This is a genomic window from Bacteroides pyogenes (assembly GCF_014196225.1).
GTDB classification, from domain to species: Bacteria; Bacteroidota; Bacteroidia; order Bacteroidales; family Bacteroidaceae; genus Bacteroides; species Bacteroides pyogenes_A.
Genome location: NZ_JACIDI010000010.1, coordinates 24,748 through 48,916, shown reverse-complemented (window position 1 = coordinate 48,916; position 24,169 = coordinate 24,748). Strand labels below are relative to the sequence as shown.

The following is a 24,169-nucleotide window of genomic DNA, read 5'->3' as shown; positions in this document are numbered from 1 at the left end:
TAATCGGATTTAATACGGTAAAATAAGAACAGTTATGAAGATAAGAGTTGGGTTTGGTTACGATGTCCACCGCTTGGTCGAAGGTCGTGAGTTATGGTTGGGAGGAGTCCTTTTGCAACATACCAAAGGACTGTTGGGACATTCGGACGCCGATGTACTGGTGCATGCTATTTGCGATGCCCTGCTGGGTGCTGCCAATATGCGCGATATCGGCTTTCATTTCCCCGATACGGCGGGAGAGTTCAAGAATGTAGACAGTAAGATTCTATTGAAGAAGACGGTCGGGTTGATTGCCGGAAAAGGGTATCGCGTGGGAAATGTGGATGCTACGGTCTGTGCCGAACAGCCGAAGTTGAAACCGCATATCCCTCTGATGCAGGAAACTTTGGCGAATGTGATGGGCATCACCCCGGATGAAATCGCCATCAAAGCCACCACCTCTGAAAAACTCGGCTTTACAGGACGCGAAGAGGGAATGTCTGCTTATGCTACTGTGTTGATTGAGAAAGATTAAGGTTGATAAGCTTTACGTGGCTCAGTCGGGTGAACTTCGAACCGTAGCGTTGGAAAGTACGGGCAATCCGTGCCGACGCCACGTAGATGATTTCTCCCGGACGATATTTGTGAACCATGGCGGGCAGGGTGCATGATGCCGGACTGGGGTGTTTGGATCGAATAGCCAATACGACGAGGTTTCCGCTTGCGTCATGCAGGGTGATCCGTTGCGTGACATAAAACTCCGGGGTTCTGCCGTCGATGACCCTTGTCTTGTAAGGATCATCTTCCAATTTCACCTTCATGACTTTCAGCCGTAAATCGGTGACTGTTTCTCCTTCTTCTCCTAAAAAACGGCTGCTTCTCCGCATCTCCTTCGTTTTGCGTAACATCAGGTCGAGATGCACCGAGTGATAAGCCCGGGCAATTTTGACAAACCTCTCCTGCTTCGGAATTTGAGGCACGAACTTATAGGCTATCCAGCTCAAATAGTTGGGGTCTACCTCCAGGATTTCGTGCAGAAAATGTCCCCGATACTTGCCGAAGAATATCAGATCTTCTCCGCGACTCTGCATCCTTTTTTCGTTGTATTCCATGAGGATGAGGCAGCGGCGCGAATAATAAAGCATACTGCTTGCCATGCGTAGCGATGTGTGTACATCGGCGGTCAGATCACGGATATAAAGAATTGTCTGTCTTTCGGGGAGCGGCGAATAAAGCCAGAGCGAGTACCGGGGTTTTTCCGGTCGGGGCAGTACGACCAGATAAACTCCTGCCTCCTTGAAAGAGGCCCTGCCTCGGTTGTATTCATTCAGTTTGGCATACAATAAGGCCTGCTCGCTTTCGGAAACTCCCGGTATGTTCGGATTAGCCATTGTTGCTTGCTCTTTTAGTATATATCTCAAATGTATGAATTTTATTTGAGAAAAGCAACTTTCCGGCAAACAAGAACCTTTGCTGTGGAGTGCGTTAACATCCTTTTTATGGATTCTCCGTTAGGTAATTAACTGTATATCTATTACCTTTGCACGAATACAATTCGATTTTGGATGAGAGAACGGAATAAAAGAGTGCTGGTGGGCATGAGCGGCGGAATAGACAGTACCGCTACTTGCCTGATGCTGATGGAACAGGGATATGAGATTGTGGGTGTCACCATGCGTGTATGGGGAGACGAACCGCAAGATGCCGCGGAATTGGCGACACGCATGGGTATCGAACATTTCGTGGCGGATGAGCGCATCCCTTTTAAAGATACCATTGTCAGGAACTTCGTAGAAGAGTACAGGCAAGGACGTACACCCAATCCGTGTGTGATGTGCAACCCTCTTTTCAAGTTTCGTGTATTGACGGAATGGGCAGATCGGCTTGAGTGCGATTGGATTGCGACCGGGCATTATTCTCGTCTGGAAGAATGTAGCGGGCGGATTTATATCGTTGCGGGAGATGATGAAAAAAAAGACCAGTCGTACTTTCTCTGGCAAGTCGGGCAGGAGGTGATCAGGCGATGTATATTTCCGTTGGGTGACTATACCAAGTCGGAAGTCCGCGAATATCTGGCTGCCCGTGGATATGAAGCCAAGTCGAAAGAAGGCGAGAGTATGGAGGTTTGCTTTATCAAAGGAGACTATCGCGACTTTCTGCGTGAGCAGTGTCCCGAGATCGATCGTGAGATCGGACCCGGCTGGTTTGTCAGTCCCGAGGGTGTGAAATTGGGACAACATAAAGGTGCGCCTTATTACACCATCGGTCAGCGGAAGGGGTTGGATATTGCTTTGGGAAAACCTGTTTATGTACTGAAGATCAATCCGGAGAAGAATACCGTGATGTTGGGAGACGCCGATCAGCTGAAAACCGAATATATGCTCGTGGAACGGGATAAACTGGTGAGTGAAGAAAAGCTTTTCGGCTGTGACAATCTCACTGTACGCATTCGCTACCGCAGCCGTCCGCTTCCTTGCAGGGTGAAACGGTTGGAAGACGGTCGCCTGCTCGTCAGGTTTCTCGAGCCAGCTTCGGCCATAGCTCCCGGACAATCGGCTGTGTTCTACGATGGGAAACGAGTGCTCGGCGGAGCTTTCATAGCTTCACAGCGTGGAATCGGGCTGGTGATTCAAACTCTTGCTTCGGATATAAAATAACGTATAAATATTATATGATGATGAAGAAAATTCTATGGCTCTTCGGAGCTTTGATTGTGGCTTTGGGCGCTTCTGCCCAATTCGTGCCCACCGACACATTGAAGTATCGCATTGGCTTGAAAGATAAAGCGGCTACGGAATATTCGCTGCGTAGGCCTGAGAAGTTCCTTTCGCGCAAGTCCATCGAGCGAAGGAAGAGGCAGGGGCTACCGCTCGATTCCACCGATCTACCCGTATGCAAGAAATATGTCGATGCCATACGTAAAAAAGGAGTTCATGTGGTGGTGACCGGTAAATGGGATAATTTTGTGACCGTTTCCTGCAGCGACAGTACTCTTATAAAGGCGATTGTCGACCTGCCTTTTGTCCGTTCTGCCGAGAAAGTATGGACAGGCAAGATGGAAAAAGCCACCAAGCGCGATTCTTTGGTGAATGCACCGGCTCGCTCGGACAGTCTGTACGGCAAAGCCATCACTCAGATAGAGATGAGCCGTGCCCATTTGCTTCACGAAGCGGGATTCAAAGGACAAGGCATGACGATTGGTGTTATCGATGCGGGGTTTCACAACGTCGACCGTATAGAAGCCATGAAGAATCTTCGCATTCTGGGAACGCGCGATTTCGTTTATCCCGATGCCGATATTTATGCGGAGAGCGACCACGGAATGTGTGTGCTTTCTTGCATGGCGATGAATCTTCCGAACGTTATGGTCGGTACGGCTCCCGAGGCCTCCTACTGGCTGATTCGGAGTGAAGATGAATATTCGGAGCATCTGGTGGAGCAGGATTATTGGGCAGCCGCCATCGAATTTGCCGACAGCGTAGGGGTTGATTTGGTGAATACGTCGCTGGGATACTATAAGTTCGATGATGTTTCGAAAAACTATCGTTTTCGTGATTTGGACGGACAATACGCGCTGATGTCCCGCCAGGCGTCCCGTGCAGCCGATAAGGGAATTGTTATGGTTTGCAGTGCCGGTAACTCAGGAGCGGGCCCTTGGAAGAAGATTACCCCTCCGGCCGATGCGGAAAACGTACTGACCGTAGGGGCGGTTGATAAAAAAGGTGTATTGGCGCCTTTCTCTTCCATCGGGAATACGACCGACGGGCGTGTGAAGCCCGATGTAGTGGCTGTCGGCCTGGCTTCTGACGTCATGGGAACGAATGGCAATCTTCGCCGCGCCAACGGAACTTCTTTCGCTTCGCCCATCGTTTGCGGTATGGTGGCTTGCCTGTGGCAGGCTTGCCCGGAACTTACGGCAAAGGAAGTGATCGAGTTGGTACGCCGTTCTGGAGATCGGGCCGATTTTCCGGACAACATCTACGGTTACGGAGTGCCCGATTTGTGGAAAGCGTACCTGAAAGTCAGCAACAAATAAGATAAAAGGTGTACCGGCGGAGGAAGCGTTTCACTGCTGAACAGCATTTAAAAGACAGACAAGGAGTACGGGAATGGAAATGATGGCAATGGAACTTGTAGAGCTGAACTCACTGGTCAGGGAAACCCTTGAACAGTCGATGCCGGACGAGTATTGGGTACAGGCGGAGTTGAGCGATGTACACACTAATGCCACGGGACATTGCTACCTTGAGTTTGTACAGAAAGATCCGAGAAGCAATAACCTCATTGCCAAAGCCCGGGGGATGATTTGGAACTACGTTTTCCGACTGTTGAAGCCATACTTTGAAGAGAGCACCGGCCGGTTGTTTACTTCCGGTATCAAAGTTCGGGTTAAGGTGACGGTACAGTTTCACGAACTTTACGGTTACAGCCTGACGGTTCTTGACATCGATCCTGCGTACACGTTGGGAGATATGGCCTTGCGTCGCCGTGAAATTTTGGCACAATTGCAGGAAGAAGGGGTGTTGACACTCAATAAAGAGCTGGCAATGCCTGTTCTTCCACAACGTGTGGCTGTGGTTTCTTCCGCGACGGCAGCGGGTTACGGCGATTTTTGCCACCATTTGCATCACAATGCGCGCGGCTTCTTCTTTCATACCGAACTTTTTCCGGCGTTGATGCAGGGGAATCAGGTGGAACAGTCTGTATTGTCGGCTCTGGATAAGGTATACAGCCGAGTGGGTGAGTTCGACGTTGTGGTTATCATCCGGGGAGGAGGAGCCACTTCCGATTTGTCAGGCTTCGATACTTATCTGTTGGCGGCCGCCTGCGCGCAGTTTCCTTTGCCTGTCATTACGGGCATCGGACATGAACGGGACGATACCGTGCTCGATTCCGTGGCTCATACCCGTGTGAAAACACCTACGGCTGCCGCCGAGTTTTTAATATCCCGCATGGCGGAAGCGGCCGATCGCTTGTTTGAGCTGTCGGAACATGTCCGGCAAGGAGCGACCGCGCTTCTTGATATGGAGTGGCGTCGGTTGATCGATATCAGGAGCCGTATTCCTGCAGTTATCCGTCGTAAACTAACGGAAGAACGTTTCGCTCTCTTTTCTGTACGTAAGGACTTATCGCAAGGCATATCAGCGTTACTGGCACATCATCGGCATCGGTTGGAGCTTTTAAAACAACGTATTGTAGACGCTTCGCCCGAGAAAGTTCTGAGGCGCGGTTACAGCATCACTATGAAAGACGGGAAAGCTGTCACGGATGCCTCGCAACTGGAAGCAGGAGATTGCTTGACCACGCGATTGGCAAAAGGCAATGTGCAGTCTACAGTCATAGAAGGAGCAAATTTAGTAAATAACCGTTCGAAGAATCACTGAAAGGTGGTGTGGATGCAAAGTATATAAGTACGATCCACTTCTACCGAACATCGATAATGTAGACTCACGATGGCGGTTGTTTGATAACCTTGAAGCTATACTTGTGTGCGGCAAATGTACAATTACTAAACTTTAGGAAAATGGCAACAAAAAAAGAAACTTATACGCAGGCGATGGAACGTCTCGAAGAGATAGTCCGCCAGATTGATAATAACGAGCTGGATATTGACGTGCTGAGCGATAAAATCAAAGAGGCCAACCGGATTATCTCTTTTTGCACAGAGAAACTGACGAAAGCCGATCGGGAGGTAGAAAAAATATTGCGGGAAAAGAGGGAATCTGAAGAATAACATCTACTTTTGTATATTCATCAGATGTAGGACATACTTACTAATACCTAATGATATGAAAGAAATAGACTGGTCGAATTTGTCTTTCGGATATATGAAGACAGATTACAATGTGAGAATCAATTTCCGCGATGGTGCGTGGGGAGAACTGGAAGTTAGCAGCAGCGAGTATCTCAATCTTCACATAGCGGCTACGTGTCTGCACTATGGGCAGGAAGCCTTCGAAGGGTTGAAAGCTTTCCGCGGCAAAGATGGTAAAGTACGCATCTTTCGCCTCGAAGAGAACGCAGCACGTCTGCAAGCTACCTGCCAAGGAATCATGATGGCGGAATTGCCTACAGAACGCTTTAAGGAAGCGATATTGAAAGTAGTGAAGCTGAACGATCGGTTCATCCCTCCTTACGGCACCGGCGCATCTCTTTACATTCGCCCGTTGCTCATAGGAACCGGAGCACAAGTAGGTGTGCGTCCGGCAACCGAATATATGTTTGTGGTATTTGTAACCCCTGTAGGCCCTTACTTCAAAGGCGGTTTTTCTACCAACCCGTACGTTATTATTCGTGAGTATGACCGTGCTGCTCCGCATGGAACCGGTACTTTCAAAGTGGGGGGGAATTATGCTGCCAGTCTGCGTGCCAACAAGAAAGCACACGATCTTGGCTACTCTTGCGAGTTCTATCTGGACGCAAAAGAAAAGAAATATATCGACGAATGCGGTGCTGCCAATTTCTTCGGAATCAAAGACAACACGTATATTACTCCCAAATCTTCTTCCATTCTTCCTTCTATTACCAACAAGAGCTTGATGCAACTTGCCCAAGATATGGGGTTGAAAGTAGAACGCCGTCCGATACCGGAAGAAGAACTTGCTACGTTTGAAGAGGCGGGTGCTTGTGGAACGGCTGCCGTAATCAGTCCTATCCAGCGGATCGACGATTTGGATAATGGCAAATCATACGTAATCTCGAAGGACGGAGAACCGGGCCCTGTTTGTACAAAGCTATACAATAAGCTGCGTGCCATTCAGTATGGCGATGAACCCGATACGTACGGTTGGGTGACAATCGTGGAATAATGTAGATTACTGATTTCGAATCTCTTTAGGTTGTCGTCGATTCAAGCGGATGTACTGCCTGCCGGTGTGTCAGCGAAAGCATTACACACAACTGACGTTTGTGCAAATGTCTGTATTTGTTTCCTTCAGAGGCCTGGAGTTGTGGCAGGAAAGCCATTGGAAGCTATGTAGGGTAAGGCTGTATATGTTTATCGAATTTGATATAACCACACAGATAAGCAGATAATTACTATTAAGCAAAAGAATGGGGTACGGAGTCTCATCTGTGCTCCATTTATTTTTGTTGGTTACGCCAAAAGTAAGTACCTTTGCGTCTTAATCAGTAATGATATGGGGAAGAATAAATTAGAGAAGTTTGCCGATATGGCGGGTTATCCGCATGTGTTTGAATACCCTTACTCGGCTGTGGATAATGTGCCGTTTGAGATGAAAGGAAAGTGGCATAGTGAGTTCTTTAAGAACGACCGACCGATTGTGCTCGAACTGGGCTGTGGACGCGGAGAGTATACGGTAGGTTTGGGCAAGATGTTTCCCGAAAAGAATTTTATAGCGGTCGATATTAAGGGAGCTCGGATGTGGACGGGAGCTACTGAGTCGTTGCAGGCAGGCATGAAGAATGTGGCTTTTCTGCGAACGAATATCGAAATCATCGACCGTTTCTTTGCTGTAGACGAAGTGAGTGAGATATGGCTGACTTTCTCCGACCCCCAGATGAAAAAAGCTACCAAGCGACTGACTTCTACATACTTTATGAACAGGTATCGCAAGTTCCTGAAGCCCAACGGAATCATTCACCTGAAGACAGATAGCAAGTTTATGTTCACTTATACGAAGTACATGATAGAGACCAACCGTCTTCCTGTTGAGTTTATCACCGAAGATTTATATCATTCGGGGCTGGTAGATGATATTCTGGGTATCAAGACGTATTATGAACAACAGTGGCTCGACCGCGGTTTAAGTATTAAATATATCAAGTTCCGGCTTCCGCAAGAAGGAGATTTGAAGGAGCCGGACGTGGAGATAGAACTCGATTCGTATCGTAGCTATAATCGTAGCAAGCGGAGCGGACTAAGCTCAAGCAAATAGAAAGTGTTGTCGATATGCTGTCGGAGGATTTTTAAAATAATTGATGCAATTCACCGAATTTAATGGGGTAATCATTTGTTTTGATTACTCTCCAAACAAATTTCCCATATCTCCTATTTATAAGTAGTGGTTTTTAATTCATTCGGAGATACTCTTTTTAGTTCATCTCAAGAATGGGAATAGTTGTTAAATTGAGGTTCCCGAACAAACTATTTGTTTGAATGCTGTGTTTCTCTTATAGAGATGAGTCGGTACCTTTTCTATTACGACTCTTCGAATCATGAGCTTCAATAAGTTTCATTTGCTAAAACTTAGTTTATGTATTTTATTTGGTACATTATCATCGGAATTGTTTCAGGTTTTATAGCCGGCAAAATTATGATGAGAGGAGGCGGTTTTGGACTTCTCGTTAATTTGCTAGTAGGAATTGTCGGTGGTGTATTGGACGGCAGGGTATTCGGTCTGCTTGGAATTGCCACGACAGGTTTGCTAGGGAGCCTTTTTACCTCTGTTATTGGGGCTATCTTCTTATTATGGATTCTATCTTTTTTAATAAATCCAAGAAAACTGATCTTTAATTATTTATTAGCTTAAAACTTTTGATTATGGGAACTAACAATTCTAAGTTTTTTATTGGCCTTGTCGTAGGTTCGGCCATCGGAGCATTTGCTTACCGTTTTTCACGTACGGTAAAAGCTAAAAGATTGAAAAAGAAAATATATCGTGTGATTGAGAATGTGACTGACTGTGCAGAAGATGTCGCTGAAAACGCTAAAGATAAAGTGATAGACGTAGGCACTAAAACTGCGGAGAAGATCCTTGATGTGACTCTTAATGTTGTTGAAAAAGCAGACACTCTGAAAGACAAGATTCATACTGCCGTTTCGCAAGCTAAAAAATAAGGTGTTAACTCAGATAGCTGAATTGGGTGGATTACTGTGGCTCTCTCTTTTTTCTCAGTCTATAGTCCTCTGGCTAAAGAATGTGCCAGAGAACATCCTTGGCAAGTATAGATAAAAATATCGTTAGAGCTCTGCTTTCTGGCACAGGAACATTCATAAAGATTTCTACAGGCTTATGAATTTGCTTATATGCGTAAGAAGTAGTTAAGTATTGACTGGTTGCTGCGGTACTCACTCGAAGCGATGAACTTGTGAAAGAGTAAATGTTCCAATTCCTGAGAGCTTACTGAATAGCAAAGCGGTGGATTACTTTTCAAAAAGATGCAAAGTAAGAGATATAAAGGTATAACTACTTTTATCCACTCAGAATCTGGGATGGATTATTGTATAACAAATCAAAAAAAACATTATGAAAAAGATTGTATTTATGACATTAGCGTGTTGCTTTGTATTATTCATGTCATCTTGTCGGAACAAGAAAGAGCAGAATAAGACTGAACAAAGAATTGAAAACGCAAAAGAGTCTGTGGAGGGTGCTATGGATAAAGCTTCCGATAAAATGGAGGAAGGTGCAGATAAAGTTAAAGATGCTTGGGATGAGGCTAAAAAGGATGTTAAAGAAGATTATGGCAAGGTAAAGAAGGCAGTGAAGGAAGATTACAACAAAGCTAAAAAGGAGGTTAAAAAGCAACTTGACTAATTCAATCTTAACCTTTGTATTTAACTAACATCATTTTGTTTTGATACTTTTTTGGCCTGGAAGATTATTTATAAATCTTATTATAGGCTATATGATAGAAACAAATAATCATACTTTTTGCTCTGAGCTTAAATCTAAAAATGTTCACGGAAATTTGTTTATCCCAAGAACTCGGCAGAAGAGATTTTATGGTCTCCTGCCTGATTGCTATTAGAAACAGAACAGAAGCAATCGTTTACATTTATGCATGAGGGGAGGTGTCTTATCTGAATCAACTTAAATGAATGTCTGGGTATTTAAGTTTTTAGTAAGAAATACACAGTATGTTTATTCCACTGTATATTCTTATCAGATAAAATAGTTTTCTTAAGGAAAAGCGAATCGCAAAAGAAGGGTGTTGTAGGGATTTTTATATAGACTTCTGCAACATTCTTTTGTTTTAATATCTCATTGTCTTAGTGGATATGTGTTAAAAAAGAGGTGTTTTGCCGGGCATACTGAATGATTATATCAAACAGAATTAGGAAACAGATGTTTCAAATATACACAGGCATGTTGAAGTAATAGTCTCTTAAATATCTGTGGTCAGACTAATGAAACAGAATAAAATCAGAATCAGCATATATTTAACTTCAGATATTATAGGGTTTCTGTAATAACGATTTTCTTGTAGAAAAATGTTTGACTTTGTGGATTGTTTTTCTAAAGAGAATCGAAAAACTTGCAAAAACCATCTGTCAAACAGAATATTTCAATAACTTTGCTCACGGTAGTAGTAGAGACGCAAATATTATAAGTGATTGTTTCGTACCATGTCTGGGCCTATTGTTGTTTCAATAATAGCCTAATAAAAGGCGTTAGTGACCGATAACGGTGGGGCTCATTCTTTATTGCAACCATGTTGTACTTTGAATATCATATGGAAAGAATGGCGGATCTGACACGTAGACAACAGGGATAAATCGTTACAGAGCCTTTCAAAGACATGCTTGCGAGTGTATAGAAATCATTTAAAAAGGACAAGCAGCCGAGATAATTCGTTTATTGGAATGAAACTGCGGGCACACATTACTTCCAGTAGATTCGTATGCGCTTTAAGTCAGTCGCGAGGTAGTTGTAAGGATAATAGTGATAGGTGTTTGTGAATATCTGGATAGATAAATTCACGACTTTTCTGTTATGGTGCAATAAATAGTATGAAAATATAATTGTCGAATTGATATTAAATAAAATGACTCTTTATCCGAAATTAATATTGGATGCATTGGCAACGGTGCGTTATCCCGGTACCGGGAAAAACTTAGTGGAAGCGGAGATGGTTGCCGATAATCTCCGTATAGACGGTATGTCAGTTAGTTTTTCGCTGATTTTTGAGAAGCCTACCGATCCTTTTATGAAATCGATGTTGAAGGCAGCGGAAACAGCCATACATACTTATATTTCTCCCGATGTGAAAGTGACGATAGCAACGGAAAGTAAACAGGCTGCCCGTCCTGAAGTAGGTAAACTTCTACCGGAAGTGAAGAACATTATCGGTATCTCTTCCGGCAAGGGAGGAGTGGGTAAGTCTACCGTTTCAGCCAATCTGGCTGTAGCTTTGGCTAAGTTGGGGCACAAGGTCGGTTTGCTCGATGCTGATATATTCGGTCCTTCTATACCCAAAATGTTTCAGGTGGAAGATGCGCGTCCTTATTTAGAGCGTTTAGAAGGACGCGATTTGATTATTCCGGTAGAAAAATACGGAGTGAAACTGCTCTCTATCGGATTTTTTGTCGATCCCGATCAGGCAACGCTTTGGAGGGGAGGTATGGCGAGTAATGCCTTGAAACAACTCATTGCCGATGCAGCGTGGGGAGAACTCGATTATTTCCTGATCGACCTTCCTCCCGGAACAAGTGACATCCATCTGACGGTAGTTCAGACGCTGGCCCTCAACGGAGCTATCGTTGTCAGTACGCCGCAGGCGGTGGCACTGGCAGATGCCCGTAAGGGGATCAACATGTTTACGAACGATAAGGTTAATGTACCTATCCTCGGTTTGGTGGAAAATATGGCTTGGTTTACTCCCGCCGAGTTGCCGGAAAACAAATATTTTCTTTTTGGGAAAGAAGGGGCGAAGAAACTGGCGGAAGAGATGAACGTGCCTTTACTGGGGCAAATTCCTATTGTGCAGAGCATCTGCGAGGGAGGGGACAACGGTACACCGGTGGCTTTGGATGAAGACACGGTAACCGGGCGCGCTTTCTTGTCGTTGGCTGCAAGCGTGGTTCGCCAGGTCGACCGCCGGAACATCGAGATGGCCCCAACGAAGATTGTGGAAATGAACAAATAAGTTCAGTTGCTTTCAAGTTCAGTTATTTCTGCCGAAACGGCAGATTTTGGTGTTTCAGTGCCCGATAGCAAAACCTAACAAGGGAATCATTAGTTGTCTTTTGATTCCCTTGTTAGGTTTTGCTATATTCGGAGCGAACGGTTGCGGGTACTGAAATGGTGCCGATCTTTTGTCCGGTTTGTTGATTACCCTTTACGGATGTGCCGGGAGTCTGTGGTAGTGCTTCAGTTACTGTGTCCGGAGGAAGTGGAGCTGAACAAGAACTACGCCGGTTTATTGGCTTTCCTTTGCCGATGTACTGGATCCATTGGAGCGAAATCGGAGCTGGAGGTTTTTCGCAGAAATACAACTGAGAGCGTGATAAAAAACATTGGGAGCCCCATACCAATCCGCCGGTATGGGGCTCCCAATGTTTTTTATTTGTTATTATCTGCATGTCAGTTGCTTGCGGGGCTTGGGGTTCGTGCCGCAGAATATCTTCTTCCGGCTGTCATGCTTATATGTCCCCCTCAAGATTCTATCCAGTGCTTTCTTGGCGATTCGGAGTTCGCCTTTTCGTGATTCATCGGTTAATTCAGCACTTTCAGCAATTGCTCTTTCATCGTGCCCGTTCCGGGGAATCCGGTTGACCTGTACGTAGTCTTTCCTTCGCGGTCGACAACGAAATAAGTAGGCACTCCTTCAATCTTGAGGTTCGTTCTCAAGTAATTATATTGTTCGTTAGTCAAGCGGAAGTGCTCCCCGTGTATATCCGGAATCATATTTTCCCATACGCCTTTAGGCGAAGTTTCTCCTGTAATGTAGACGTAGATGATGTCTTTGTCTTTCAGTTCTTCTTTCATCGGAATCATCGTTTTGTTGGCCATGCGGCAGGGTCCGCACCAGGTAGCCCAGAAGTCAACCAGCAATACATGCCCTTTGTATTTGGCAAGGATAGAAGAAAACAAATCTTCGTTGCTCACTTCTCGTACTTCGTTTACGGTGAATCCGCTTTTCTTTTTGTTCTCCTCTATCTTTCGGAGCAACTCGTTGTTGAGAGCGGTGAGCAATTCTTTATAAGCGGGTTCGGGCAATGCGTCGAGGGTCGCTTTCTGTTCCGCCGTCAGCGGAGTGAAGTCTTCGATGGAGCGATAGTACTTCAGCGCTTCCATTGTTTGGAACAACACCCCTTCGGAGGTTCCGAGAGTCTTTTCCAGCAACTCCTGATAACGACGGGCCACGAGCGCTATGTAAGCAAATTCCGGTGTATACAGATTTGCAGGCGTATTTATCGAGAGTTCTTTCAGTACGCTGTAGAAGTCTTCGGGCATCTCGATGCGGGTATCTCTGTAATATTCGTTCGCCTGCTCTCTGTTTAGTTTCTGTGTGATGATATGTGCTTGCTTCATCATATCGTCAGCCATGAGAATGTTGATGGCCGTGGTGTTATCCGTGTTGGCTGCAAGAACTTCTTTGGCAGCCCTGCTCATATCTGCCTTTTCTATCTCCTGAAGAGTATTCCGGCGTAGTTCGGTGAAATACTCTTTTACACTATTGACGTCTTTATCCGCTATTCGGTCGAAGTGGCTGCGCGGATTGGCCGCCAGGTTTGTTTTGATGGTATTGTCCGACAACTCTTGTTGAAGCGCTGCCAGATAACCTTCGAAATAAGCTTTCTTCCCGTAAGGTTTGGCATTCTTATGTAATTGCGACTGTTGTCGGCAATACTCCGCCGGATTAATGAGCACTTTTGTCTCTTTACCCGGAGCCAGCAAGCACGAGACTTGGGCAAATGGAAAGGAGAAGATGGCGGGAGTAGTGGTAATCACATCGGTTTCCACCTCGAATGTACCGTCTTCGTGTATATTTATCTCCTGTAAAGAGCTTGTCCATCTGAGCGGTTCCAGCAAATGCAGTCTGCCTGCTTGTGGCATTCCTTCCCGATAGTCCATGATTTTTCCTTTAACGGTCGCTTTCCCGTAAGCGAACTCCGGAACGGGCAGCGCAGCCTCTTTATGTATTTTATGAACGATGGCTTCTTTAGGCAAATCACGTTTGTAAAACGCCTTTTTATCCAATTGGATGCCCCATATCTTGAATGCCCCCTCCGTGTCTCCTTCGGAAAAGTCTACCCAAGTCACGTTTTCCGGCAACGGAGGGAATACCAGTTGGAACTCGGCTTCGCCGGATTCGGGCATCCAGAACTCCTCATCGAGCGTAATGCCGATTCCTCTGCGGATGGGATACAGTTGTCCGTCGGGATCGGCAAGGAAACTTCCTTTAGCTATTTTGATCCAGAACTTCGGCCGGTAGAATGCTTTAATATAGGCTACGGTAGCCGTATCGCTGATCACCAGTTTGTCTATTTCGATGCTCATACTGTTCCACGCGATGAAAGGCGGACGCTCTATTACTCTCTCTTTGGCTCGCATGGCGCAGGCGGCGCACAGCAGCAAGCAGATAATCCATGTGTTTTTTTTCATGTGTATACTATTCTTTGGTTTCGTACAAAAATAGTAAAATTTTGTTGTTCCTTATATTATAAGGATTGAATTATGCGTGGAATAGCGTTGAAAAAGAAAATGTGGCAAAGCTTAGGAACGACTCTTCCTCAGAAGTCTTTATTCGCGTTTCTGCTTAAGAGACGATTCCGAAGCTTGGTTCTTTGAGAGTTTTTTTGAGTTTTGGCACATTTGCTTCGGGGCGCTAACTTGGGGTTTTTCCCTTGAGATGCCGTGTCTTTTACATCTCGTTTTGCTTTCTCCGATTTCACATTTGCAAGTGTTTGCCCCGTTCTGATGCTTTTCTCGCTTCACTCTTAAAGCGTTTCTTTGTATGCGGAGAATAAAAATCACTCCGGCAATTTATCTCTTTTGCGGTTCTGTGAGGAAGGAGGCAACGGTACGTCGGTGGCTCCTTCCTCGCAGAGTTCTATTTCTTCTGCGGTTCTACCGGAGGATCTTGTAGCTTGAAGCTGATAGGCAGCGTGTATTTCACGGCCACGGCTTTCCCTTTGTGCATGCCCGGCTTCCATTTCGGCATGCTGCCGACTACTCGCATGGCTTCGGCATCCAATGAGGGCGATACGCTCCTGAGTACTTTGATGTTGGATATGCTTCCGTCCGCTTCTACCACCATTTGTACGATCACCCGCCCTTGCTCATTATTCTTCTGCGCCTCTACGGGATATTTCATGTTTTGAGCGAGAAACCCCATCAACTTGGATTGTCCGCCGGGAAATTCGGGCAATTGTTCCACTACTTGATAAACACCGTTTTCCGGCTTGTCCTCCAATTTGGCTCCCGCTACCTCCGGTACTGCTGTAGGCTTCGGTTTAGACAGGCGGAACATAATCGGCAGCGTATAGCGTACGTTGACTTCTTTTCCTCTCTGTTTGCCCGGCGTCCATTTCGGCATGGCAGAAACTACCCGCAGGGCCTCTTTTTCAAGCAAAGCGCTTTCGTCGGGTTTCACTTTGGCTGGTTCGCCTTTCCCGTCCTTCGGCGCATAAGCGGTTACTACCACATCATTGCGTACAATCTTCGGATTCAGTACATTCCCTTGCTTGTCTACTACAAAGGAGACGATCACGCGTCCTTCTAAGCCTTTGTCTTTCGCTTCTTTCGGATATTGAATGTTATTGCCCAGATATGACATCAATTCTTTTGTTCCTCCGGGAAATACCGGCATTACTTCCACTACTTCGAATACAGGATCGTCCTGATCAGTCTGTTTCTTCGGTGCGGGTGGAGGTGGAGGAGCAACCTTTTCCTTCTTGTCCGCTTGCTTTTTGGTAGTTGGCGGCGGAGGAGGGGGAGGTGTTTTCTTATCTTGCAGAGTCGTTGTTCCGGTTGGTTGTTCCGGAAGATTCGCAGTTTCGGGGGATACGGCATCTTTTACAAGCGCTTCTCCCATCATCTCTTTGGCAAACTCTTTCGTGGTTCGCGCCACTGTTTCGATGTTGCTTACAATCAGCAACAGGGCAGCCAACGGAAGAAACAACAGGTATTTTGTTCTTCCTATTTTTCCGGTGCGTCGTTTATTCATCATTTTAATACGGTTTTTTAATGGTAAAACATTGAAATTATTGGATAATTTTGCTGCAGCCTTATGGTGAGTCAGTCCCAACAAATGGTACTGGTATGATTTACTGTCGTGTCCCGCTTCCAATACGCGATAATCTGCCAAATATTCGAGGTTTCCTCTCACTTCGCGTTTCATCAGCCAGACGAACGGATTGAACCAGCAGGCGATGCACATCACCTCGCTGATGAGTACGTCTATCGAGTGGTACTGACGGACATGCGTCTGCTCGTGCGTAATGATCTCGCTGATTTCGCTATCCGTATGCGATTCGGGGTGAATGAATATCCAGTGGAAGAAGGAGAACGGACTTGCTTCTTTCTTCAGCAGGTGCACGCGTATTCCTTGCATTTCGGCTTTCGGACTGTGGATGCGCAAGCGTATGATGCTTCCCAACCGGATGAAAAAGCGGATGGTGAGCAACAGTACTCCGCTCAGGTAGAGAAATGTTGAAAGCTGCTTGAGCCATTCCTGCCAATGGCCGGAAGACGGGTCCGTGCCGACCGTAAATTCCGGAAGTATGGCGTTTGCGTACAGATCTGCCATGGCGGCGATAGGTTCCTGCTCTTTCACCCATTGCTGAATGTTGAGTAACGGATAGAGCAGAGATACGGCAAAGAAGCATAGCAAAGCCGTGCGGCGCCACGAAAAGAATGTGTCTTTGTAGAAAAACAGCCTGTAGAAAGCATAAAACAAGGCAATGGCTATGTTGACTTTAAAAAAATATACGAGTTCCGGAGTCATGGCAGTAAGGGGTTTGTCCTACGATTCTTTTCCTTTTTCTATCAGTTCGATAATCTCTTTCAGGTCGTCGGCGGATATTTTCCGGTCTTTAGCAAAGAAAGAAACCATCTCTTTGTAAGAGTTCTCAAAATAGTTACGCACCACGCCGCTCATGAAATGGCGTTTATACTCGCTTTCGCGGATAGCGGGAGAGTATTGATAGGTATTTCCCATGCGTTTCGAAGACACATACCCTTTCCGCTCGAGATTCTTCACGATGGAAGCCACGGTGGTGTAAGGAGGCGCCGGCGGAGCGTATCTTCCCAGGATATCTTTTATGAAACAATCTCCCATCTCCCAGATGTAAATCATTACTTCTTCTTCTTGTATCGTTAATTTTTCCATGTTCTGTAGTCTGATTACGAATCTTTCGCAAATCTACGAAGTTTTCGTAATAATCCAATAGTTAGTAGGTTAAATCATGTGAATTGCTGAAATCCGCGCTTCTTCCGGCTGATTTTTCTTTTTCTCTCAGCTCGTTGTTTCCTCTTTCGCCATTGTGTGTGTCACGTTGGGATACTGCCTTTTCCACCTGTCCGTCCGTATCCCTCCGGATTTCCTGCCTGTGTCTTTCACGGAAGTGTACTGCCTTTGGGTTGAACAGAGTCGCTGTTTTGAAATAACAGAGGGTTTGTTACGGTTGAACAGAGTCGCTGTTGGGACTGAATAGAGGCTCTGTTGGAATCGGGCAGAGGCTTTGTTACGGTTGAACAGAGATTTCCTGTAACTTTATCCGGTTTTTCTTGTAGTCGGACAAATCCTTTTCTATGGCTTTACGGTTTTTTTCTTGTAGTGAAGCGGAGTCCTTTCCATGATTTTACGGGGTTTTTCTTGTAGTCGGACAAATCCTCCTCCATGATTTTACGGAATCTTTCTTGTAGTGAAGCGGAGTCCTTTCCATGATTTTACGGGATCTTTCTTGTAGTCGGACAAATCCTTTTCTATGGCTTTACGGGTTTTTTCTTGTAGTGAAGCGGAGTCCTTTCCATGATTTTACGGGGTCTTTCTTGTAGTCGGACAAATCCTCTTCCATGATTTTACGGAATCTTTCTTGTAGTGAAACGTAGTCCTTCCCATGGCTTTACGGGGTCTTTAGGTAGTTGGACAAATCCCTTTTCTATGGCTTTACGGAATCTTTATTGTCGTGGAACAAATCCTTTCCTATAACCGGATGAGGTTTTTTTTGAAGACCGGGTGATTCTTTGTCCGCGTGGTGCTTTCTGTCTCTTTTGTCGTTTTTCCGGTAGAGATACTGTGCGGTTACCATTCGGGGAAATTCACTTTATGCCCCTGTTTTCATCTGTGCAGGCGGGTATTGCCGGTAATGGCCTTATTCTTTTTTATAGTCAGCCAAGAGTTTGCTTTTCACATGTTTCTGCAAAAAAAGCCTCTTAAAAGCTACACATCAAAAGAATTTGAATATCTTTGCGGCTGTAATCTAAACACTTTAGTGAAAAATGTACGCTCGGTTACTGAATATGTTTCGGAGAATTCCCCGTACTTTCATTTGTTTCACATAAGCTGTTCATGGGATGAGGGCAGCAGAATAAAATTAAGAATAATATGAAAAAAGGTTTGATTTTTGTGCTATTTGCACTGGTTTCAATTGTTTCTTATTCGCAGGTATCTTGGAATGCCAAAGTAGGTATGAATCTGAGCAACGTTACACAGATTGACGACTCTAAGGTAAAAGCAGGGTTTCAAGCCGGTGTAGGTATGGAATATGCTTTCAATGAATTATGGTCTATCCAACCTTCTCTGTTGTTTACAACCAAAGGATTTAAGCTGGATGCAGCCGGAAAAACTCTGACTGCCAATCCTATGTATCTCGAATTGCCTATAATGGCTGCCGTTCGTTTTGCTGTGGCAGACGGACAGAATGTTGTGATAAAGGCCGGTCCGTACATTGCTTATGGTCTGGGAGGCAAGTATAAATTTGCCGGTGAAAAGGTCGACTTTTTTGGAGATACAAAGGTTGCCGGTATTACTGTTATAAAAGGTGCGGATAAATTCGATGCAGGTTTAGGTGTAGGCGTTGCTTATGAAATAAACCGTATTTTTATCGATTTGACCGGAGAAATCGGTTTGACTAAACTGTATGACGCTGAAAAATCGCCGAAGAACATGAACTTCTCAGTAGGTGTAGGTTACAAATTCTGATAAGTCCTGCTTGAGATAAAAGTTCAATGAGAAGGTGTCGAATTAAGAATGACAACCCGAGAAGGCTATAAGCTATAACTCGAAGACATAAGAAGAGCCGTATCAAACTCTGTTCGGAGTAAAGATACGGCTCTTTTTATTGTTAACAAGAGTAGTAAGTTTAGATTGAGAGTTGTTCGACTTCACTTCTCTGCGATCGGCAGTAGGGATACATGCCCTTATATCCTGCGGTTTAGGCCCTCTGAAACTCTCTCTTTTCTTTTAGTTCCCTGTATCTTTCAATGGCGTGCTTACGACTCATCAGAATCTGCCAGCGATACACCCAAAAGGTGGTAAGGAAGTAAATGCCGGCTTGCAGCCACAAGGCTTTGTATTCGAAGGAGACTTCGCTTAGTGTGGCTCCCATATTGTTGATCCGTACAAATCCGTTGATGCCGAATGTAGACGGAAATATGTAAGAAACATACCTCCAGAATGGCGGAATGGCGGAACCGGGCCATGAAATGCCCGAGATAAACAGTAACGGAACCGAAGTGAACACGAAAAGCAGCATGCAGGTCTCGCGGTTGCGGATGGCGATCGAAGCAGTCATTGCAAAGAAAATACACGCCGCTAAGTATGGAAGTGTAAACAACGTCAGAGTTGAAAACTGCCCGATTTGGTTGAGGCTGAATATTCTCGGTACTACGCAAAGCACATAGACGGAAACCAAAGAATAGACCAGAAAATAGCTCAACCCTTTACCCAATACGATTCGCAGCGTTCCCTCGTAATGCCGGTTGATGGGCACAAGATCTCTGAAGCGGTTGTGCTCGCGGGCCGTACCGGCAGAAAGGCCGATCCCCAGAAGCAGAGTTTGTTGGATAATCAGTATCAATACGGCCGGAATGAGGAAAGCCGCGAATCCCGTCGTAGGGTTGAACATGGCTACATCCTCATATTCTATCGGATAAGCCGTAATTTCATCTTGCCTGCCGGTGGTATTTCCGCTGCGTGCAATCTTGATGTCTTTATTCATCTTGAGAGAGACCGATGTATTGGCCAGTAGCAGTGACTTATAATACAGTAAACCGCTCATGTCGCAGAAAATCTGTACCTGCGATTGCTCTCCTCTTACGATTTTGTCGTTGAAATCGGCGGGCATATATATGATACCGTAAGCTTTCCGCTCTTTCAGCATCTGCTGCGCTTCTTTCATGTCGGCGCAGTAGGCAACGATATCCACATCGGGAGTGGCGTCGATGTTCTGAAGGTATTTGCGACTGAACGATGAGCGGGAATCATCCACTACCACCGCCGGTACTTCGCGTACCACTTCATTGTTATAAATGAAGGCATATAGCAGAGGATAACCCAAAGGCACGAGAATGAAGAATATCAGTACCCCTTGGTCGCGGAAAGTGATTCGGAACTCCCGTTTCCAGATATAAAACAGGTCGTTGATGCCCTGAGCTATCTTGTCTTTTAACTTTATATCTTTCATTTACGGTATGTATTTATAGTGAATCAATGCTTTTTTCAGTCGATATATTACGAAGAAAGGAAGCATCATGAATATTAACAAGGCCGTATAGTTAGGCCACGAGTAAGCCATGCTGTATCCGTTGAGCGCCTGATCGACATAGATGAGAAAGTAATGCCGCAGCGGGAACAAATAACTTAATGCCTGCAAAACCGGGTGCATCGCCATTACCGGAAATGTAAAGCCCGAAATGGAGAAGGAGATCATTCCCCACAACGAAGCGAAACTCAATCCGAGACGCAGGGTGGACAATATTCCTATCATAAGCACTCCGCAACATTGCGAAGCCAGTACGAGGCAAAGCGTGGCGAGCAGCATGGGAAAGATTCCGCTGTTGCAGGGGAAATGCAGGAAGCCGTATAAATACACATTATAGAATGCTCCCATGATGAAAAAGACAACCGTATGCGGTATCAGCTTCCCTGCCAGCGCAATGTAGATGGAATTATTGCTCATCCGCAGCCATTCACGTGCTGTGCGGGCCTTGATTTCCACGCCGATGGAATAAACCGTCACCATGAATATAAGCAACATCAATACGCCCGGTAACAATGTGTTGCATAAATATACCGAGTAGTTCAACCACGGATTGTTCAGCGGGTGCGTGTCGATAACGATCGGTTGTAAAAAGCCCATCGCCTGCTTCTCCGTCGCTCCTCTGGCATACAGCATGCTTCTGGCTGCGGCCCCCGAAACAAGTTCTCCCATCATCTTCATATCTCTGAAAAGCAAAGAGCCGGCAATGAGATAAGAGTTGTTTGTATAGAAAGAGACCTTAGGCTGCCGTTGGCTTTGCGTCTCTGCCGACAAACCTTCGGGTATATAGAAGAAACCGTATATCTCTCCTTTCTGCAAGGCGATGCGGGCATCTGCTATGTTGCTGTAATGGGCCGTAATATCCGTTTGGGTGAAGGCATCGAGATTACGGATGATGTTGCGGGAGTTAGCCGAACAGTCCATGTCGACCACACCTGCGGGCAGGCCTTCCGGAAGTCCGGAGCTCATCAAGGTGGTAAAGAATATATAACAGAACAGAGGAGCTATCACCATGCAGAAAAGGTAGAGCGGGCGGGATACGAGCCGGCGGCACTCTCGCAGCATGACTTGCCACAAAGCTATATATTTCTTTTCTTTCTCTTTCATTTACGTTGCGAATCTAAGGAATATTATTTGTTGATAATGACAGACATGCCCGGACGGAGATTTTCTGTTTTTTCCATCGGAGAAGCCTTTACTCTGAACGTCTTCAGGTCGAACTGTCCGGTTGTCTTGGTGGCTTTCCAGGCTGCATAAGTTCCTAAGTCCTGCAGATAGTATACCTTCAGTTTGACGGTTTTATTTTCCAGAGCAGGGACTATAGCCTCGAATTCCGCTCCCATCGTCAGGTTTTTCAGCAGATCTTCGCGTACATTGAATGTCACCCACATATCATCGAGTTCGGCGATGTTCATGATGGGAGCACCTGTACCTACCAATTCGCCGACTTTGGGAAAGATCTCGGATACTTCTCCGGCTGCTTGGGCTATCAGATACATCTCTTTGATATACGACTCCACTTCGGCTACGGCTCCTTTGGCACGGTTTACCAGGGCCTCCGCAGCCATTTTGTCTTCACGTTGAGCACCGTTCTTAGCCATTGTGTATTGAGATTTGGCTGCTTTTTCCGTAGCAATTGCGGCATCGCGTTGTGCAGTTACTTCATCCAGTTTCTGTGCGGGCATCACACCTTGTTCATACAGGTTTTTGACACGAGTGTACGATTTTTCGGCAATGGTGACGCCTGCTTGAGCTTTTTGCCACATTTCGTATGCCGCTTGAATTTGCTCCTGCCGGGTTCCTCTGATTGCTTTTTCATTTTGAGCCTGTGCGGCAGCTTGGGCTGCGCGCGCCTGTTCCATCTTTGCCATTACATCGGGTGCTTCCAGTATTGCCAGCGTATCTCCGGCGTTTACTTTCTGCCCCTCTTTTACACGAAACTCCAGAATACGTCCCGGCACTTTGCTCGAAACGCGATATTCGGTTGCTTCGGCCTGCCCCTGAATAATCTCCGGACCCTTGCGAAGCATGAAAAAACCGACGATTGCAACAATTGCGATAACTCCTAATAAAGTAAGGAATGCAAGCAGCATATTGCTGTTTTGTGATTTTGTAGGTGTCATATTTTAGTTTTTTAAGTTTTTTATATTCTTTGATTCGACAAGCAGGGGTAAGTTGACAGTGCAGATGGGGTAGTTCCGTTGTCAACTTGTCTTCCGCCTTCTTGTCTTACTTTAGGGTTCCGAGCGCTTTCTTCAAGTAGATTTCTGTCAGCTTTACGTCTATTTGAGAGTCGATTTTCTCCGATTGTGCCGACAGCCAAGCCGTTTGCGCTTCGAGTACGTTGCTCGTGGCAATTACTCCTTCTTTGAAGCCGAGCGTGGCATACCGCAGGTTTTCTTCCGCTTTTTCCATGTTCTTGGTTGCCATCACCAGCTTCTTTCCGGCCTCGTTCACCTTGAACGCTGCCTGGTTTACCTGTAGTTCGATTTTTTCTTTGGCATCCTGAAGCCGGTATTCGGCAATGCGTGCTTCCGCTTTGGCAGCCCTGGTTTTGTAAGTCCCTTCTCCCCAATGCCAAATGGGAACTTGCAGCATGACTCCCACATTCCACATTCCTTTGAATTTGTTCTCAAATCCATTGAACATCGAAGGGTTCGTAACTACGTAGTTGCCAATAAGAGCAAGCGAAGGAAGGTGCTCCGCGCGCGTTACGTTTACTTTCTGCCGATATATCTTGCTTGCCAGCTCCAAGCTGCGTATTTCCGGGCGGTTGGCATAAGCAGTGGCTATATCGAAGTAAGTGTCCGGCGTAAGTACGGGCAGGTTGTCCATCTCTTCGTCCGCCAGCCGGACGGGAGTGCTCAGGTCGATTCCGCAAAGTTGGCACAGCAGCATCCGTGCAAGGCTTAGCCCGTCTTCAACTTTGGTGAGTGTCATTTCTGCTTCGTTCACTTTTACTCGTACCGATAATCCGTCGGCTTTTGTTGCCACCCCTTCGGCAATCATCTTTTCCACATCGCTGTCGAGCTGTTGCAAAAGTTTCAGGTAGCCTTCCGCAAGTTTCTTTTTGTTGGCGAGCGATACCACTTGCCAATAAGCCTGATCGGTACTCAAGATTACTTCTTGCATGCCCGAATGGTGCTGTTGGCGTGCCAATTCTTCCGCATATCGGGTAATCCTGTTGTAAGCGCGGATTTTTCCTCCCATGTAGATAGGTTGGGTAAGGGTAAGGGCGCCGGCATATACGTTACGGGTATCTGTACGGAATGCGTCGATTACCGAGTTTCCTGCATTGTTAAGGGCGGGAACAAGGGAGGAGCCTAACTGATTTCCCAGACTTCCGAGAGACGAAATTAGCGGAGCCAACTCCGGATGGGCGGCAACGATGGCCTGAGCGGCTTGTTGAAAAGGACCGGATATACCGTTCGCCATGTTGGTACCCAATCCTGAAAGCGCCGCTTTCTGATCGTTGTTCAGGATCGAAAACTCTTTCTGATTCCGCATATAAGCCCCTGTAGCTGTTATGTCGGGCAAGTAATTGGTAAATGCGGCCTTTCTCTGGTTATATGCGGCGTTTATTTTTTCATTACTGATCAGCAGATCCTTATTATTAGCAAGAGCCAATGCACGACAACTATCTAAGTTGAGAACACTTTGGCTTTCAGCCATAGATGTCAAGCAGCATAGAGCGGTTAGAATCAGTACTTTTTTCATTGTGTGTAGCGTCTTAAAAATGGGATTGATTAATACTTCTTTTATAAAGAATAATTGCATAAACAACGATGCAAAAGT

The 24,169-nt window shown here is 45.8% G+C and carries 20 protein-coding genes; 12 read left to right on the top strand and 8 right to left on the bottom strand.

The window, feature by feature from the left end; all coding sequences use genetic code 11:
* Positions 1-34: 34 nt before the first annotated feature.
* The gene (gene ispF / locus GGR07_RS08265) at positions 35-514 is read left to right on the top strand and encodes a 2-C-methyl-D-erythritol 2,4-cyclodiphosphate synthase (protein WP_021645272.1); all 480 of its coding nucleotides are present in this window, start codon (positions 35-37) and stop codon (positions 512-514) included.
* On the opposite strand, the gene GGR07_RS08260 is transcribed toward ispF, so the two are convergent.
* Entirely contained in the window at positions 489-1,370 is an 882-nt protein-coding gene (locus tag GGR07_RS08260) for an exodeoxyribonuclease X C-terminal domain-containing protein (RefSeq protein WP_021645271.1), read from the bottom strand. The genes ispF and GGR07_RS08260 overlap by 26 nt on opposite strands.
* Before the next feature lie 174 nt (positions 1,371-1,544).
* Here GGR07_RS08260 and mnmA point away from each other — a divergent pair, with 174 nt between their 5' ends.
* The 10 genes from mnmA to GGR07_RS08210 all read left to right on the top strand — a co-directional run bounded on the left by mnmA (position 1,545) and on the right by GGR07_RS08210 (position 11,811).
* The gene (gene mnmA / locus GGR07_RS08255; RefSeq protein ID WP_021645270.1) at positions 1,545-2,636 is read left to right on the top strand and encodes a tRNA 2-thiouridine(34) synthase MnmA; all 1,092 of its coding nucleotides are present in this window, start codon (positions 1,545-1,547) and stop codon (positions 2,634-2,636) included.
* A 20-nt stretch (positions 2,637-2,656) separates the two neighbouring features.
* Positions 2,657-4,015, top strand: a complete 1,359-nt coding sequence (locus GGR07_RS08250; RefSeq protein ID WP_034543432.1) for a S8 family peptidase — start codon at positions 2,657-2,659, stop codon at positions 4,013-4,015.
* Positions 4,016-4,094: 79 nt separating this feature from the next.
* Positions 4,095-5,363, top strand: a complete 1,269-nt coding sequence (gene xseA / locus GGR07_RS08245) for an exodeoxyribonuclease VII large subunit (RefSeq protein ID WP_051322496.1) — start codon at positions 4,095-4,097, stop codon at positions 5,361-5,363.
* Between the two features lie 140 nt (positions 5,364-5,503).
* Positions 5,504-5,713 carry an exodeoxyribonuclease VII small subunit gene (xseB, locus tag GGR07_RS08240; protein WP_021645267.1) on the top strand — a complete coding sequence of 70 codons (210 nt, stop codon included), beginning with the start codon at positions 5,504-5,506 and terminating at the stop codon, positions 5,711-5,713.
* 55 nt (positions 5,714-5,768) lie between these two features.
* Positions 5,769-6,788 (top strand): branched-chain amino acid aminotransferase, encoded by a 1,020-nt coding sequence (locus GGR07_RS08235; protein WP_034543411.1) that lies wholly within the window; start codon positions 5,769-5,771, stop codon positions 6,786-6,788.
* 330 nt (positions 6,789-7,118) lie between these two features.
* Positions 7,119-7,877, top strand: coding sequence for a tRNA (guanosine(46)-N7)-methyltransferase TrmB (gene trmB, locus GGR07_RS08230; RefSeq protein WP_021645264.1), 759 nt, complete (start codon positions 7,119-7,121; stop codon positions 7,875-7,877).
* A gap of 318 nt (positions 7,878-8,195) precedes the next feature.
* Positions 8,196-8,471: a GlsB/YeaQ/YmgE family stress response membrane protein gene (locus GGR07_RS08225; RefSeq protein WP_021645263.1), complete on the top strand. Its 276-nt coding sequence runs from the start codon at positions 8,196-8,198 to the stop codon at positions 8,469-8,471.
* 11 nt (positions 8,472-8,482) lie between these two features.
* A complete protein-coding gene (locus GGR07_RS08220; RefSeq protein ID WP_021645262.1) occupies positions 8,483-8,779 on the top strand; it encodes a YtxH domain-containing protein in 297 nt (98 codons plus the stop codon).
* A 409-nt stretch (positions 8,780-9,188) separates the two neighbouring features.
* The gene (locus GGR07_RS08215) at positions 9,189-9,479 is read left to right on the top strand and encodes a hypothetical protein (protein ID WP_021645261.1); all 291 of its coding nucleotides are present in this window, start codon (positions 9,189-9,191) and stop codon (positions 9,477-9,479) included.
* Between the two features lie 1,231 nt (positions 9,480-10,710).
* Entirely contained in the window at positions 10,711-11,811 is a 1,101-nt protein-coding gene (locus GGR07_RS08210) for an Mrp/NBP35 family ATP-binding protein (protein ID WP_021645260.1), read from the top strand.
* A 569-nt stretch (positions 11,812-12,380) separates the two neighbouring features.
* Here GGR07_RS08210 and GGR07_RS08205 read toward each other — a convergent pair.
* The 3 genes from GGR07_RS08205 to GGR07_RS08195 form a co-directional block, all read right to left on the bottom strand.
* Positions 12,381-14,273 carry a TlpA family protein disulfide reductase gene (locus GGR07_RS08205; protein ID WP_122056487.1) on the bottom strand — a complete coding sequence of 631 codons (1,893 nt, stop codon included), beginning with the start codon at positions 14,271-14,273 and terminating at the stop codon, positions 12,381-12,383.
* A 448-nt stretch (positions 14,274-14,721) separates the two neighbouring features.
* A complete protein-coding gene (locus GGR07_RS08200; protein WP_034543417.1) occupies positions 14,722-16,617 on the bottom strand; it encodes a M56 family metallopeptidase in 1,896 nt (631 codons plus the stop codon).
* 18 nt (positions 16,618-16,635) lie between these two features.
* A complete protein-coding gene (locus tag GGR07_RS08195) occupies positions 16,636-17,001 on the bottom strand; it encodes a BlaI/MecI/CopY family transcriptional regulator (protein ID WP_021645256.1) in 366 nt (121 codons plus the stop codon).
* A gap of 1,218 nt (positions 17,002-18,219) precedes the next feature.
* Between GGR07_RS08195 and GGR07_RS08190 the strand changes: the two genes are divergently transcribed.
* Entirely contained in the window at positions 18,220-18,816 is a 597-nt protein-coding gene (locus GGR07_RS08190; protein ID WP_021645253.1) for a porin family protein, read from the top strand.
* A gap of 232 nt (positions 18,817-19,048) precedes the next feature.
* Here the strand turns inward: GGR07_RS08190 and GGR07_RS08185 are convergent, their stop codons facing one another.
* From GGR07_RS08185 to GGR07_RS08170, 4 genes are all read right to left on the bottom strand, one after another.
* Positions 19,049-20,299, bottom strand: coding sequence for an ABC transporter permease (locus tag GGR07_RS08185; protein ID WP_034543418.1), 1,251 nt, complete (start codon positions 20,297-20,299; stop codon positions 19,049-19,051).
* Positions 20,300-21,481: an ABC transporter permease gene (locus GGR07_RS08180; protein ID WP_034543419.1), complete on the bottom strand. Its 1,182-nt coding sequence runs from the start codon at positions 21,479-21,481 to the stop codon at positions 20,300-20,302.
* A 23-nt stretch (positions 21,482-21,504) separates the two neighbouring features.
* Positions 21,505-22,497 carry an HlyD family secretion protein gene (locus tag GGR07_RS08175; RefSeq protein ID WP_034543421.1) on the bottom strand — a complete coding sequence of 331 codons (993 nt, stop codon included), beginning with the start codon at positions 22,495-22,497 and terminating at the stop codon, positions 21,505-21,507.
* 106 nt (positions 22,498-22,603) lie between these two features.
* On the bottom strand, positions 22,604-24,091 hold the full coding sequence (locus GGR07_RS08170) for a TolC family protein (RefSeq protein WP_034543433.1): 1,488 nt from the start codon (positions 24,089-24,091) through the stop codon (positions 22,604-22,606).
* Between the last annotated feature and the right edge of the window lie 78 nt (positions 24,092-24,169).

Bases quoted from the DNA above. Each gene is read 5' to 3' on its own strand.
- ispF (WP_021645272.1), top strand. From the start codon at position 35: ATGAAGATAAGAGTTGGGTTTGGTTACGATGTCCACCGCTTGGTCGAA.
- GGR07_RS08260 (WP_021645271.1), bottom strand. From the start codon at position 1,370: ATGGCTAATCCGAACATACCGGGAGTTTCCGAAAGCGAGCAGGCCTTA.
- mnmA (WP_021645270.1), top strand. From the start codon at position 1,545: ATGAGAGAACGGAATAAAAGAGTGCTGGTGGGCATGAGCGGCGGAATA.
- GGR07_RS08250 (WP_034543432.1), top strand. From the start codon at position 2,657: ATGAAGAAAATTCTATGGCTCTTCGGAGCTTTGATTGTGGCTTTGGGC.
- xseA (WP_051322496.1), top strand. From the start codon at position 4,095: ATGATGGCAATGGAACTTGTAGAGCTGAACTCACTGGTCAGGGAAACC.
- xseB (WP_021645267.1), top strand. From the start codon at position 5,504: ATGGCAACAAAAAAAGAAACTTATACGCAGGCGATGGAACGTCTCGAA.
- GGR07_RS08235 (WP_034543411.1), top strand. From the start codon at position 5,769: ATGAAAGAAATAGACTGGTCGAATTTGTCTTTCGGATATATGAAGACA.
- trmB (WP_021645264.1), top strand. From the start codon at position 7,119: ATGGGGAAGAATAAATTAGAGAAGTTTGCCGATATGGCGGGTTATCCG.
- GGR07_RS08225 (WP_021645263.1), top strand. From the start codon at position 8,196: ATGTATTTTATTTGGTACATTATCATCGGAATTGTTTCAGGTTTTATA.
- GGR07_RS08220 (WP_021645262.1), top strand. From the start codon at position 8,483: ATGGGAACTAACAATTCTAAGTTTTTTATTGGCCTTGTCGTAGGTTCG.
- GGR07_RS08215 (WP_021645261.1), top strand. From the start codon at position 9,189: ATGAAAAAGATTGTATTTATGACATTAGCGTGTTGCTTTGTATTATTC.
- GGR07_RS08210 (WP_021645260.1), top strand. From the start codon at position 10,711: ATGACTCTTTATCCGAAATTAATATTGGATGCATTGGCAACGGTGCGT.
- GGR07_RS08205 (WP_122056487.1), bottom strand. From the start codon at position 14,273: ATGAAAAAAAACACATGGATTATCTGCTTGCTGCTGTGCGCCGCCTGC.
- GGR07_RS08200 (WP_034543417.1), bottom strand. From the start codon at position 16,617: ATGACTCCGGAACTCGTATATTTTTTTAAAGTCAACATAGCCATTGCC.
- GGR07_RS08195 (WP_021645256.1), bottom strand. From the start codon at position 17,001: ATGGAAAAATTAACGATACAAGAAGAAGAAGTAATGATTTACATCTGG.
- GGR07_RS08190 (WP_021645253.1), top strand. From the start codon at position 18,220: ATGAAAAAAGGTTTGATTTTTGTGCTATTTGCACTGGTTTCAATTGTT.
- GGR07_RS08185 (WP_034543418.1), bottom strand. From the start codon at position 20,299: ATGAAAGATATAAAGTTAAAAGACAAGATAGCTCAGGGCATCAACGAC.
- GGR07_RS08180 (WP_034543419.1), bottom strand. From the start codon at position 21,481: ATGAAAGAGAAAGAAAAGAAATATATAGCTTTGTGGCAAGTCATGCTG.
- GGR07_RS08175 (WP_034543421.1), bottom strand. From the start codon at position 22,497: ATGACACCTACAAAATCACAAAACAGCAATATGCTGCTTGCATTCCTT.
- GGR07_RS08170 (WP_034543433.1), bottom strand. From the start codon at position 24,091: ATGAAAAAAGTACTGATTCTAACCGCTCTATGCTGCTTGACATCTATG.